This is a genomic window from Derxia gummosa DSM 723 (assembly GCF_000482785.1).
GTDB classification, from domain to species: domain Bacteria; phylum Pseudomonadota; class Gammaproteobacteria; order Burkholderiales; family Burkholderiaceae_E; genus Derxia; species Derxia gummosa.
Window position 1 is genome coordinate 1 of record NZ_AXWS01000004.1, and the last position, 12,356, is coordinate 12,356.

The window sequence follows — 12,356 nt, forward strand, 5'->3', positions numbered from 1 at the left end:
TGCTGATCCAGCCCGGGCGGCCGATGCAGAACGGCTACATCGAGAGCTTCAACGGACGGTTCAGGGACGAGTGCTTGAACGAGCACTGGTTCGAGAACCTGCAGCAAGCCCGCCAGGTGATCGCCGCCTGGCGGCGTGACTACAACGAGGTCAGGCCGCACGGCAGCATCGGGCGAGTGCCACCGGCGCAGTTCGCCGAGCAGCATTGCCGGCATGCCGGTGATGCTGCTCGGCACCTCACCCCTGCAAGCAACGAGATTCAGTAACCTTCAACCGAGACTCCCTACCAATCACTGGTACGGCTGCGGGGGGGGCAGGCCAGGGTCACACAGCTGAAGGTGTGGCTGGCGCCACTCAAGCGGGCAACGCCCGAGCCGGTCGTGCGCTTCGAGACGCTGCCGGGCCAGCAGATGCAGGCGGACTTCACCGTCGTGCGCCGCGGCGCGGACCCGCTGCTCGCGCTGGTGGCGACGCTGGGCCGGTCGCGGGCGAGCTTCGTGCGGTTCTCTCCGAGCGCGAGAACTTCGAGGCGCTCAAGGCCGGCCTGAAGGTCGCCTTCGAGTACTTCGGCGGCGTGCCCGAGCAGGTGCTGTTCGACAACGCGGCCACCGTCATCCACGAGCGCGACGCGTATGGCCCGGGTGAGTATCGCTGGCATCCGGGGCTGCGCGCTCTGGCGGTCGAGTACAGCTTCGTGCCGCGGGTGTGCCGGCCGTACCGGGCCAAGACCAAGGGCAAGGTCGAGCGCTTCAACGGCTACCTCAAGGGCAGCCTCCTGGTGCCGCTGGCGGCCACGCTGAAGGCTGCCGGCCTGCGGCTGGACGTCGCGGCTGCGAACCGGGCGGTGCGCCGCTGGTTTGACGAGGTGGCCAACTGCTGGGTGCACGGCACGGCACGACCGGCGAGCGGCCTGATGCACGGCTCGCGCGGGAGCGCATGGTGCCGCTGCCCACGCCCGCGGCGGGACTGCCGTCACCCGCAGCCCCGAGCCGACGGCCCGTGCCGGTCGAGAGCCTGCAGCATCCGCTGGCGCGGTCTACGAGGCCCTGCTGGGCGAGGTGAGCGTATGAGCGAAGGACTGCAGCACGCACGCATCGCCGTGCTGGCCGAGACGCTCAAGCTCGAGCGCATCGCCGCCGACTGGCCAGCCGTGGCGCTGGACAGCGCCCGCCGCGATGCGAGCCTGGCTGACTTCCTCGAGCGGCTGCTGGAGGTCGAGCGCGACGCGCGCACCGAGCGCCAGCGCTCGACGCTGCTCAAGCTGGCCACGCTGCCGGAGGTCAAGACGCTCGAGCAGTTCGACTTCGCCTTCGCCTCGGGCGTGCCCAGGCCGCAGGTGCTCGAGTTCGTGAGCCTCGCCTTCGTCGAGCGCGCCGAGAACGTCGTCTTCCTCGGCCCCTCGGGCGTGGGCAAGAGCCACCTGGCCATCGCGCTGGCGTACCGCGCGGTGATGGCAGGCATCAAGACGCGATTCATCACCGCGGCCGACCTGATGCTGCAACTGCCCACCGCCAAGGCTCAGGGCCGGCTCAAGGAGTACTTCAACCGTGCCGTGCTCAGACCGCGGCTGCTGGTCGTCGACGAACTCGGCTACCTGCCTTTCGGGCGCGACGAGGCGAATCTCTTCTTCAACGTCGTGGCCAAGCGCTACGAGCGCGGCTCGATGGTGCTGACCAGCAACCTGCCGTTCGCACAATGGGCCACGGCGCTGGCCGACGACACGACCCTCACCGCCGCGCTGCTCGACCGGCTGTTGCATCACTCGCACCTCGTGCAGATGAGCGGCGAGAGCTGGCGGCTCAAGGACAAGCGGCGCGCCGGACAGGCACGGCCCCGAGCCCTGATGACCCCCTCGTCGGACTGACCGACGACATGACCTATAACGACCCAGGTGGGTCAGATTTCGACCGGCGTTGACACTTCTGCTCCGTACCCAACAAAGGCAAGCGTGAATCTCCCCTCCTCATATTCCTGCTTGCATAATAACTTCATCCCCAGCACTTTAGTGTAATAATCCGGCGCTGAGGTCGCCGGTCCAAGATTATTGCGGATTGGCAGTCGCTAGTAGTCTGCTTGATTGACTGCTCTGATGGCCGGGGAGCGAGGTAATCTCAGTGGCCTATAAGCAGATCGCTCAAGTGACGACCTCTCTTTCGTAATCTCATTTTTTGACTGAAAACTGTCCAAATACGACGTGAAATAAGAGTGTGCGGCTGGGTGCAGCGAGCAATAGATCCTAATACGTGAATCCCATTGATGCTCTCAATGTCCGTAAGGCATCTAATGCGCCGGTCTGCTAATTCTCGAACAACTGCAGTGCCTAATCCCAACAATCCACCAAGCACAACGCCAAGAATTATGTTCAGCGCGACCTTTGGCGAAGAGGGGGAGGGAGGAGGGGTCGCATTTTGCAATATGGAGACTGTTGGCTGAGTGTTCTGACTTTCAAGATTCGTCTGGCTGCCTTTGTTAAGAATGGCGTCGTATGAGCGCTGGGCATTCTCAACATCACGTTTCAGCACGGCCGCTTCGTCCCGAAGACTTGCCATGTGAAGAACACGAGACTTCTGCTCCTCCAATGCCGCTTTCATTGCATCAAGACGACCGATGTTTACCGCCGCATTGACTCCGATGCTGCTAGTGACCTTGTTTGTTTGCGCATCGATTTTTTTCTGCAAAGTAGCAATCAGCGCACGCTGTTCAAGAATGGCAGGATGACGTTCTCCGTAACGAGCAAGTGTCTCTTCAAGCTTCGCCTCTTCGCGTGCCAGCTGCGATGCAAGGTCGCCGACTACTGGGTCTGACAATACTTCCTGGGTGCTATCCGACAATGTGTGCGCTTGTCGTTCGCGATTCTGGCTTTCGGCAACTGTGGCTTGCAATGCGAGCACTTGACTTGAAAGTTCTGCAAGTTTGGAGCTCTCATTATCGAAGCGATCATCAGGAATGATGACGCCGGCATTGCGTTGGAATTCAGACAATCGACTTTGCGCTGCTTCCAGTCCGTCACGCGTCTCCTTGGTTCGCAGGTCGAAGAATTCAGAGTAACGTTTTGCTTGCTCAACACGGAGGTCCGTCGTCGTCGCAACATAGGCCTCCGTAATGGTATTGGCCATCAGAGCTGCGAACTCCGGGCTGATGTTCGTGAAGGACAAGCTCACGACTTTCGAGTCACGTGTCGGGCGCAAGTCAAGGCTGCGCCGAAGCGTGCTTGCCACCCAAGCCAAATAGTCTCCCTGGCCTTTGGTTTCTCGATTCCACCTGGCATTGAGTGAAGCATCCCGGTCCAATCCAGCGCTACGAGCCGCATTAAGCAGTACTCGGTCGCTCGAAATCACATCGAGCTCGGTCGCAATCACGGTCGTGATCGTGCCTCCTGAGGATACGAGCGCATTCGTAATCGGATCAGTGGTGGGCGGGCTAATCAGTAAAGAGGTCGAGGCCGTGTACTGCTTTGGAAGCAATTCGGTCACGGCAATGGTCAGGCTGACCACCGCCATTGCTGTAACAACCGCAGCAAGCCAACGGGCCTTGAGGATCAGGAAGAGCTGTAGGGGACTCATTGCGCTAGTGCTCGATTGACGGAACTACAAACGATGACGCGATCAGCTTCACCGGGTCGATGCGCCAATTCTGGGCAAGACTGGGGCGTCGCAAGCTCAGTGCGGATTTGACGCTGCGGCATTTGAATTCGGAGTGAGCTGAACCTTGGTTTCTATGGCAGGTCGTCAAGCCCAATTGCTCGAGCCTGTGATGAATTGCCGACCGCTTATCCATCCGAGCCAGTCGATGTAGTGAGCAAAGGCAGGTCAAAAGTTGTAAAGCGCACCTACATCAAGATTTTCCGTCGGAGTCCTGTCAGATTCGACAACTGTACCGAGCATTGGTGTCGGTCGAAGGCGATGGCGGTGCGGACGCGAAAATGGATGATGATGGCTCAATGATCATCTTGCCTATGGCACAAGCCAAGCTTACTGATAATTGTCTCGGCCAACTAGCGAAGCTGTGGGTGTGACACATTTTATTGAATTAATCCGCACTCCTTGCTTATTAACCATGATGCGCAATCCTTGGCCTTGCTCACTGGTCGACAACTGAATACCTTGCGCCGGGCCCTGTGAATCGCAAGCGGCGATAAGGTCTCGGATCAGTCAATTCACCATGCAAAACCTGTCGGGGTTAGCAGGGAGGTGAATCGGGCTGTCCTCGGATTTACCGGCTCGGCATCGAATTGCTTTCGGATGAGTCAGTTACGGCGCCGTGACGTGGGATTCGATGCAAAGACGTCGATGAATGCGCGAATCCGCATCGAAGCGATGGGAGCGATGCAAACCGCGTGAGCAATATTCACCGGTTGTGAAGTATTTTCATAGCGCTCAATTTGACCAGCTTTGCTTTTATATCGCAGAGCTGGAAGGCAGGCTTGAGCAGCACTTGTACGTTTGCATGAATTAATCACTGACGCGTGGCGGAGCTTGGTGGCTTCGTGGCTTGCCAGAAAGGTGTAGGGGGTGATTTAGATGAGTATTTCCGATGAAAAACCCGGGACCCGTTGACACTGGTGAGGTGTCGCTGCTGGTGGCATGGAAGGGATGCCTCGGCTTCTTGTCCGTTTTGCCTTCTGACAAGACTCGCCAGCTTCTTGCCGGTGCCTTGAGTCTGGCAGCCGTGGTGCTCTTGTACACGCCAGTGATGTTCCAGTTGGCGGTGACCACGTGGCAGGAGGAGATGGGCAGTTACGGGCCGGTCGTGCTTGTACTCGCGGCTTATCTGTTGTTCACGAAGCGCGCCTATCAGTCGCCGGCCTCAGGATATCTATCGTTCACGGCAATAGCCTGCGGCGTTCCCATGCTTCTTATCGGGTTGGGTCTGTCTGTGATCGGGCATTCACAGCAGTTCATCACTTTTGAAATGGGAGGGCTGCCTTTCGTCTTTGCTGGCATTCAATTGATGATGACTGGTGGGGCGGCATTTCGACGGGCTTGGTTTGCCTATGTATTGATGATATTTGCCCTCCCTTGGCCGGGATCAGTCATTGATGCAGCGACTCAGCCAATGAAAATCGCTGCGTCCTACGGTGCGGAGCATGTCTTGTACTGGATGGGATATCCCGTCGCGCGTTCGGGGGTGATCATCACATTGGGCCCGTACAGGCTACTGGTTGCGGATGCCTGCTCTGGTCTCAGTTCTCTATTTGCATTGGAAGCTCTCGGACTGACTTACATGAATGTGATCCGCCACGAATCCGTGTTCCGGAATGTCGTGCTGGCACTTTTCATCGTTCCCATCAGTTATGTGTCGAATGTCAGTCGTGTGGTTTTCATAGGGTTGGTGAGTTTTCATGCCGGGGAAGCTGCGGGCCAAGGTTTTCTGCATGAGTTCTCGGGAATGGTGCTTTTTGTCACTGCCCTGATGCTCATTACTTCGCTCGATAGCGTGTTGCGGATAACCAAGGCTTGGGTGCTTTCTCTCGGCAAGGGTAAGGCATGACTCTGATGCGCCAATCCGACGGCACTTTGCAAGCTTTCGATCTGAGAGTTATTGCGGCGATCGTTGTTCTTGTGCTGCTCTCCATCTATCTTTCACGCCGGTTGGTGCCGGGCAATCTGCAATCAGTCGATGTCGTAGACATCGAAGCCGCTGCGCCCCGTTCTTTTGGCGATTGGGTGGTGATCAATACGAGCCTCGATAATCCGATGCTGAACGTGGGCGGGAACAGTACCGATAGTCCCTATGATCAGACCCTGTACCGCGCCTATCGCAATGGCAGAGGCCAAGTAATTCAGCTTGCAATTGCATGGGGGCGCAATCAGCGGCAGGAAATCAAGATTCATCGGCCTGAGCTTTGCTATGAGGCTCAGGGGTTGCATGTCTCCGCTGTGCGCTCAGTCGCATTCCCGGTTATTGACTCTGTAGGTCACCCATTGCCGATCCTCGGCAAGTTTCTGGTTGGCTCAGATCAGACTGGTGCTCAGCGGCAATTGGTCGGCTACTGGATTCGGATCGGGCGCATTTTCAGTGAGAGTGCCCTGGAAACCCGCCTGCACCTGATTACCGAAGGACTCGCCGGGCGCATTCCGGACGGTGTGCTGGTGCGTGCGTCGATTCAGGTTCCTGATCCGTCCGAGGACGACGAGGCGGAAGCCGAAATCAAAGCGTTTTTATCGCAATTGATTGAGGCCATGCCGGTAGGTATGCGGGAAATCGCTGTCGGGAAAGGCATGTCGTGATGATCAAGCCGAAATCCCTTCGGAGCATCCGCCGGCTTTTGGTATGGATGCTGATTGTGCTGTCCGACGTCCGGTCAGCCGCGATTGCACGTGCCGCCGATCCAGGCGATTTCAATGAATCTGCTTGTCTGGTCGTGAAGTTCGTTCAGGGGCAGCCGGAGCGCGATATGCCCATGCTGCATGACCTTGGCGTTCACTGGGCACGCGAGCTTGTCCGCTGGCACGAATTCGAGCCTCAGCCGGGCAACTATGCAGAGCTCAGCCCGGTGCTCAAGCGGCAATTGGCTTACTACCGGAGTCACGATATCGGCTTGATTGCCTTGCTCACGCTAGATAATCCTGTGGCCTATCCGCCGGGGCTGGATGGTTCACTGCGAGCCTTTGATGCGAAGGCTTATGGCCGTTTTGCACATGCTGCCGCTGAAGCTCTTTCACGAGAAGGAGTGCGATTCGTGCTCGAAATCGGAAATGAGCCGCACAACTCCGCATTGCTGCCGCGACTTGGTGGGCAATGGAACGGAAGTCCACCGTCGCCATGGTTGCAGCACTATGTCGCAATGGCGAATGCAGCCGTTGCGACAGTGAAGCAATGGAATCCCGCCATCAAGCTGCTGGCCCAGGATGACATGTGGCTTCTCCATTACCGGTTCATCGATGCGGGATTGACGCCGGAAATCGATGGGCTGTCCGTCCATCCTTATGTGATGGGTATGCCCGAGCGCGCGGCAGTCGCGCATGACACGGATTGGGCGCGGCCATATCAGCTTGTCGACCCGGATCGTGCCTTTGGTTCCGCGGTGCGGCGACTCAAGGCTTATGGTCGCCAAAAATTGGGGCGTGACCTGGAAATCTGGATTACCGAGTGGGGCTGGCCCGCAGACGGGACCTCGCCTGCATTCACTTCTCGAGAAGTTGCAAATTTCCTGCCCCGTGCATTCTTGTTGGCCAATGAAGCCGGTGTGCAAGCGACCTGCTGGTTTTCAAGTCAGGACAATGCGGATGGTCCCATGGGGTTGACGACCAATTTCGGGAGACGCCGCCTTGCTTATGACAGTTATCGGATCATGACCAAGCAGCTTGCTGGAATGCATTTCGAGCGGAGGATTTCAGGGCCGACCGATCGTGTGCTTGGCGTCCATGTATTGCGCTACTCGGGAGATGGTGGATTTGCGCGCACCGTGGCCTGGAATTCTTCTGCCGAGCCGGCAAGCCTGCGCCTGACCGGCGAAGGCACGGCCATGAATGCCGAGGGTGACGAACTCAAGCCGATCGTGCTTGGTGAAGGCGCAGCCTGCGTTCCGCTTGGGCCGGGGGTGATCTATCTGTCTGGAGGCTGGGCGGATTCCAGCCGACAGACATTGAGCCAAGGCGATCCGGAATGCCGGGCAGCGCGATGAATCGCCATGCGGATCGAGCCTTTTCTTTTTGTCTTCCTGGCCTTCGGCTATTGGCTGGGACCTCAGCGCGTTGTCGGCGGGGTGATTGCCGCGGCACTGTTTGGTGCAACCGCTGTTGTGGCTGTCACCGCGCTGGGCGGAGCGCCGGTAACGCCCGCCGTGGCGATGATTCCTTTTCTGTTCGTCTACGCCCTGCGCGATCGCGGTAGCCGGCTACTGACGGCGGAACTGGCTTTTCCGCAGCCCGGATTCTGGCTGGCCTTGCTGGCGGTGTGGATTGTGATCGGTGCGATCTTCTTTCCTCGTCTCATGCAGGGCGACATGTACGTTTTCAGCGCTGATCGAAGTGTGCAGTCGTCCGGCGGAGGATTGCACAAGGCATTGCTCAAGCCGATGTCGACCAATATCACGCAGACGATCTATGCCGTGGCCAGCACCGTTTCGTTTCTTGCCGCGCGCTGTCTGATGATTGATGAATTCAGGTTGCGCATGGCGGCCAATGGAGTGTTGTGGCTGGCCTTGCTCAATCTGGTGGCGGTATTTATCAATCTCGCCGAAAACTACGCCGGAGCGCCGCCCATTCTCGTGCTCATCAAGAATGCCGAATATGCGGTAATGGAGAACGGCACCGTGGCGGGTCTGGTGAGGATCTCGGGAACTTTTTCCGAACCATCGGCTTTTGCCGGCTTTTCGCTGCCGCTGTTCGGTTTCACCTTCATGCTTTATCTCGGCGGGTACCGCAGAAGAATGAGCGGCTGGGTGGCACTGGGAACCTTTCTGTCCCTCGTGGCTTCGACATCCTCGACGGCGCTGGGGGCTCTTGTCATTTACTTCGCCATGGTCTCCCTGGGGGGTATCGCCAAGCTGTTTACCGGTGCCCGGATTCGCTTTGGTGTGATTTCGGTACTTGCATGGGCATTGCTCACCGGCATGGTGGCGGGTGCCCTGCTTTACCCCAAGGCCGTCGATGCCGTCTATGACTATGGATACAACCTGCTCTACAAGAAGCTCGATTCGGAATCCGCAATCGAGCGGCATTCGTGGAATGTGCAGGCAATGGAGAACTTCTATGACAGCTACGGTGCTGGCATCGGTGTCGGCAGTGCCCGCGCCAGCAATTTCGCCGTGGTGCTGCTGTCGAATCTGGGAGTTCCGGGCTTCCTGATGTTCGTTGCCTTCATATGGCAGGCCATGTTCGGGCGTCGAGGCGAAATGAGTGAAGAAGCTGCGGTCATTCTCAGAGGGGCGCGCAGTGCGGTACTCATTCTGCTGATGGGTGGTTTGCTTTCGGCGGCGGTCTATGACCTGGGCATGGCGTTCTACATGTATTGCGCGGTGGCAGCTTATCGAGGCATGAGCCACGAGCAACTGACAGCTGCATCGCCTGATTTGATGGCCGGGAAAGAGGTTTTCATGAGCAGGAAGGCTGCTTGAACAAGATCTATATCAACGGGCGCTTTCTTTCTCAGAGGGTCACGGGAGTTCAGCGTTTCGGTCGGGAAGTGCTGCTGGCCCTGGATGCCTGCCTGGACGAGGGAAGGGCTCATTTCGAACATCTTCAATTCATTCTTCTTGTCCCGGCCGGTACGGCGGTGCCGAAGTTGCGGGCAATCATGAGCGAATCGCTCGGCAAGTGCGACGGACATGCATGGGAGCAGATCGATCTGCCTCGCCGCGTGGGACGGGCATTGCTGCTCAATTTCGGATTTACTGGTCCGCTGTTCAAGCGCAACCAAATCATCACGGTGCATGACGGCGCGGTGGTTCGCATGCCGGAGGGTTACAGCCGCCAATTCAGGCTCTGGTATCGGCTGGTGGTCGGGCTGATCGGTCGACGTGCGCGCAGTACCGTGGCGGTTTCGGAGTTCAGTGCGAATGAGGCGGTCGAGTGTTTCGGCTTGCCGCGCGAACGAATTGCTGTTTCGGGTGAAGGCTGGGAACACATCCGTGAGGTGCGGGCAGATGACGCAATTCTTCGGCGTGCAGGACTGGCTGATCAGGGTTATTTCCTGGTCGTCAGCAGTCCGGCAAAGCACAAGAACTTTCCGATCGTTGGCGAGGCTCTGCAATTGCTGGGAACAACGGCGCCGCGCTGCATCGCGGTGGGGGCGGTCGACAAGCGTGTGTTTCGTGATGACGATGCGAAGGTCGGCGCCATCGAGCATCTTGGCTATGTCAGCGATGGCGAGTTGAAGTCGCTTTATGCCCACGCACTCGGTTTCATCATGCCATCCTTTTACGAAGGCTTCGGCATTCCGCCACTGGAGGCGATGGCGTGCAATGCCGCAGTCATTTCCTCGACGGCGAATGCACTGCAGGAAGTGTGCGGGGAGGCCGCCATCTATTTTCGGCCGGAATCGGCGCGGGAACTGGCGGCGGCAGTGGCGTCGGTGCGCGAACACCCGGAATTGCGCGCATCGCTTGCGCGCGAAGCGCAGGCGCGACTCGCACATTATTCATGGCGCTCGGCGGCACGTTGTTATCTGCGGCTCGTGTGCGAGCAATTCGATCTCGCGCCCGGAGTCATGCCATGAGTTCTGGGGTGCTCAAGGCGTCGGGTGGCGTGAGGCGAGGTTCGACGCGAGCGTCGCTCACCATCGTCTATGCCGGATATTTCTTTCGCTACATCTATCTGCTCATTCTCATCCCGTTTTACGGACGCGTGCTCGGTGCCGGCGAATATGGCCGTGTGCTTGCCGCAATGTCGCTCTATCAGGTCATCTGGCTGCTCATCGAATGGGGCATGCCGGCTGCCGGCGGGCGCGATATTGCACAGAAGCCCAGTCTCGAAGCACGCCGGGAAATCTATGCGCGGCAGATCAGTGGGAGGGTGTGGACGGCGTCGATATTCGGTCTGACGGGACTGGTCGCGGCCTATTTTTCGCAAGCGCTTTCCGACCCCTATTCCTACGGCCTGTGCGCCGTGGTGATGGCGGTGATTTCTGGCTTCAATCTCGGTTGGTATTTTCTCGGGACCTTGCAATTCCGCAAGACGATCCTGCTCGAGCTGCTTGGTTTCGCGATCAACCTGCCCGCAATCCTGCTGCTGGTAAAAGGCCCGGAGGACGGAATCCGCATTCTCGAAGTGCAGATCGTTTCGGGATTGATCTGCACCCTCCTTGCCCATCGGATCGCCCTTCGAGAACTGGGCTGGAAACTCGATTGGCGCGGGCAATGGCGGGCGGGTGCCCGGTTCGTGCGCGGCAACGTGGCGCTGTTCATCAATGCCGGCATTGCGCTGGTGCTCGCGGGCGCAGCCACCTATCTGCTGAGCCTCAGCGCCAGCCCGGCCGAGGTCGGCCGCTATGGCGCCGCCGACCGACTCGTCACCGTGGGCCTGAGCCTGATCGCGCCAGCCAGCCAGGTGCTCATCGGCACGATCTCCAGTCGCCTGGGTGATCCCGCGCGGCGCGCCGAGGCGCGCCGGCTCATGCGCCGTTCGCTCGTGCTCGCGCCATTGGCCGGCCTCGTGGTCGCGGCAACGGGGTATGCGCTCGCGCCTGTCATCGTGCCGCTGATATTCGGCAGTGATTTCGACGCCAGCATCGAATTGCTGCGAGCGCTGATCTTCGTGTTTCCGATGGCGCTGTTCACCCAGGTCACGACCGGCTGGGTATTGGTGCCATTGCGTCAGGACAGATCGGTGGCACTCATCAGTTCGGCTGGCGCGCTGCTCACGACCGGCCTGGTCGTGCTGCTGGCCCCGCGGTATTCGGCGGCCGGCGCGGTCGCGGCGCGACTCGGCGGATATGTGCTCATGTGTCTGATTTCGGCATTGGTATTGCGGCCTCTCATTCGACAGGGGGATTTGTAATGACGGCGAATCCGCTCCGGATCGTTGTCGCGATTGCGACTGCCGGGCGTCGGGAGCAGATGCCGCTGACGCTCGATCGGATTGCCGCCATGGATCGCAGGCCAGATCGCGTCTGTATCTGTCCAGCCCGCGCCGACGATTTCACCGCCGACGTCTCGCGCTGGTCATTGCCCATCGAGGTCATCGATTGCAAGCGTCCCGGGTTGACCGCCCAGCGCAATCAGATTCTCGATTGCTGCGACGCCGCCGATGTGGTGGTCTTTCTCGATGACGATTACTACCCGTCGCCCTGGTATCTCGAGCGAGTCGAGGAAATATTTCTGGCGCATCGGCAGGTGGTGGTCGCTACCGGGCATCCGGTACATGACGGTGCTACCGGGCCGGGTTTCCCACCCGAGGAGGCCGATCGACTCCTCGCGGGATATGCGCGCCCATCCGGACCGGCCTGCATTGCGCCGACTTATGGCGGCTATGGCTGCAACATGGCGATTCGTCTGCGCCCGGTATATGAAAACCGGCTTCGCTTTGATGAAAGACTTCCGCTTTATGGCTGGCTCGAAGATATCGACTTCACTCGCCGGCTCGCCCGTTTCGGTGAGATCGTCAGTAGCCCGCAATTGACCGGAGTTCATCTCGCGGTAAAGAAGGGGCGCAGTCCCGGAATTCGCCTCGGGTATTCCCAGCTGGCGAATCCGATTTATATGGTGCAGGGCGGTAGCATTTCGTTCAAATATGCCTGTCGGCATATCTGGAGAAACTGCGTGAGCAATCTGGTGAAATCGCTGGCCCCCGAGCCGTGGGTGGACCGGCGCGGCAGGCTGCGCGGAAACCTTCTGGCCTTGAGTGATCTGTTGCGCAGACGTCTGGACCCGATGCGCGTACTGGAATTGCGCTGATCGCGCCAGGCAGATTGCT

At 59.0% G+C, this 12,356-nt stretch carries 10 protein-coding genes and 1 pseudogene; 10 read left to right on the forward strand and 1 reads right to left on the reverse strand.

The features are described 5' to 3' along the window. The 3 genes and pseudogenes from H566_RS0100965 to istB form a co-directional block, all read left to right on the forward strand. A partial coding sequence (locus H566_RS0100965) for an integrase core domain-containing protein (protein ID WP_028309962.1) occupies window positions 1-266 on the forward strand: 266 nt, incomplete at its 5' end. A 42-nt stretch (window positions 267-308) separates the two neighbouring features. Further along, window positions 309-1,070, forward strand: a pseudogene (gene istA / locus H566_RS29830) (IS21 family transposase); the annotation flags it as partial. After that, window positions 1,067-1,864 carry an IS21-like element helper ATPase IstB gene (istB, locus tag H566_RS29835; RefSeq protein ID WP_034410193.1) on the forward strand — a complete coding sequence of 266 codons (798 nt, stop codon included), beginning with the start codon at window positions 1,067-1,069 and terminating at the stop codon, window positions 1,862-1,864. The pseudogene istA and the gene istB, both read left to right, overlap by 4 nt. Window positions 1,865-2,111: 247 nt before the next feature. On the opposite strand, the gene H566_RS27890 is transcribed toward istB, so the two are convergent. Next, on the reverse strand, window positions 2,112-3,563 hold the full coding sequence (locus H566_RS27890) for a GNVR domain-containing protein (protein ID WP_084544602.1): 1,452 nt from the start codon (window positions 3,561-3,563) through the stop codon (window positions 2,112-2,114). A 970-nt stretch (window positions 3,564-4,533) separates the two neighbouring features. Here H566_RS27890 and xrtB point away from each other — a divergent pair. Genes xrtB through H566_RS27905 form a run of 7 tightly spaced genes read left to right on the forward strand, consistent with a single transcriptional unit; the run spans window position 4,534 to window position 12,337 of the window. After that, window positions 4,534-5,490: an exosortase B gene (gene xrtB, locus H566_RS22150; protein WP_051377781.1), complete on the forward strand. Its 957-nt coding sequence runs from the start codon at window positions 4,534-4,536 to the stop codon at window positions 5,488-5,490. 5 nt (window positions 5,491-5,495) lie between these two features. After that, complete coding sequence (locus H566_RS27895) at window positions 5,496-6,230, forward strand: exosortase C-terminal domain/associated protein EpsI (RefSeq protein WP_169732470.1); 735 nt, start codon at window positions 5,496-5,498, stop codon at window positions 6,228-6,230. Beyond that, window positions 6,230-7,627, forward strand: a complete 1,398-nt coding sequence (locus H566_RS28715; RefSeq protein WP_156924250.1) for a hypothetical protein — start codon at window positions 6,230-6,232, stop codon at window positions 7,625-7,627. Before H566_RS27895 ends, H566_RS28715 begins: the two co-directional genes overlap by 1 nt. A 6-nt stretch (window positions 7,628-7,633) precedes the next feature. After that, entirely contained in the window at window positions 7,634-9,061 is a 1,428-nt protein-coding gene (locus H566_RS0101000; protein ID WP_028309966.1) for a hypothetical protein, read from the forward strand. Continuing rightward, window positions 9,058-10,161 (forward strand): glycosyltransferase family 4 protein, encoded by a 1,104-nt coding sequence (locus H566_RS27900; RefSeq protein ID WP_156924251.1) that lies wholly within the window; start codon window positions 9,058-9,060, stop codon window positions 10,159-10,161. Before H566_RS0101000 ends, H566_RS27900 begins: the two co-directional genes overlap by 4 nt. After that, window positions 10,158-11,441, forward strand: a complete 1,284-nt coding sequence (locus H566_RS0101010; RefSeq protein ID WP_169732471.1) for a lipopolysaccharide biosynthesis protein — start codon at window positions 10,158-10,160, stop codon at window positions 11,439-11,441. Before H566_RS27900 ends, H566_RS0101010 begins: the two co-directional genes overlap by 4 nt. Further along, window positions 11,441-12,337, forward strand: coding sequence for a glycosyltransferase family 2 protein (locus H566_RS27905; RefSeq protein ID WP_084544606.1), 897 nt, complete (start codon window positions 11,441-11,443; stop codon window positions 12,335-12,337). The genes H566_RS0101010 and H566_RS27905 overlap by 1 nt, the downstream gene beginning before the upstream one ends. Window positions 12,338-12,356: the final 19 nt, after the last annotated feature.

Excerpts from the sequence above, each read along its gene's own strand:
- istB (WP_034410193.1), top strand. The coding sequence starts at position 1,067 with ATGAGCGAAGGACTGCAGCACGCACGCATCGCCGTGCTGGCCGAGACG.
- H566_RS0101000 (WP_028309966.1), top strand. The coding sequence starts at position 7,634 with ATGCGGATCGAGCCTTTTCTTTTTGTCTTCCTGGCCTTCGGCTATTGG.
- H566_RS27895 (WP_169732470.1), top strand. The coding sequence starts at position 5,496 with ATGCGCCAATCCGACGGCACTTTGCAAGCTTTCGATCTGAGAGTTATT.
- xrtB (WP_051377781.1), top strand. The coding sequence starts at position 4,534 with ATGAAAAACCCGGGACCCGTTGACACTGGTGAGGTGTCGCTGCTGGTG.
- H566_RS0101010 (WP_169732471.1), top strand. The coding sequence starts at position 10,158 with ATGAGTTCTGGGGTGCTCAAGGCGTCGGGTGGCGTGAGGCGAGGTTCG.
- H566_RS27890 (WP_084544602.1), bottom strand. The coding sequence starts at position 3,563 with ATGAGTCCCCTACAGCTCTTCCTGATCCTCAAGGCCCGTTGGCTTGCT.
- H566_RS27905 (WP_084544606.1), top strand. The coding sequence starts at position 11,441 with ATGACGGCGAATCCGCTCCGGATCGTTGTCGCGATTGCGACTGCCGGG.
- H566_RS28715 (WP_156924250.1), top strand. The coding sequence starts at position 6,230 with ATGATCAAGCCGAAATCCCTTCGGAGCATCCGCCGGCTTTTGGTATGG.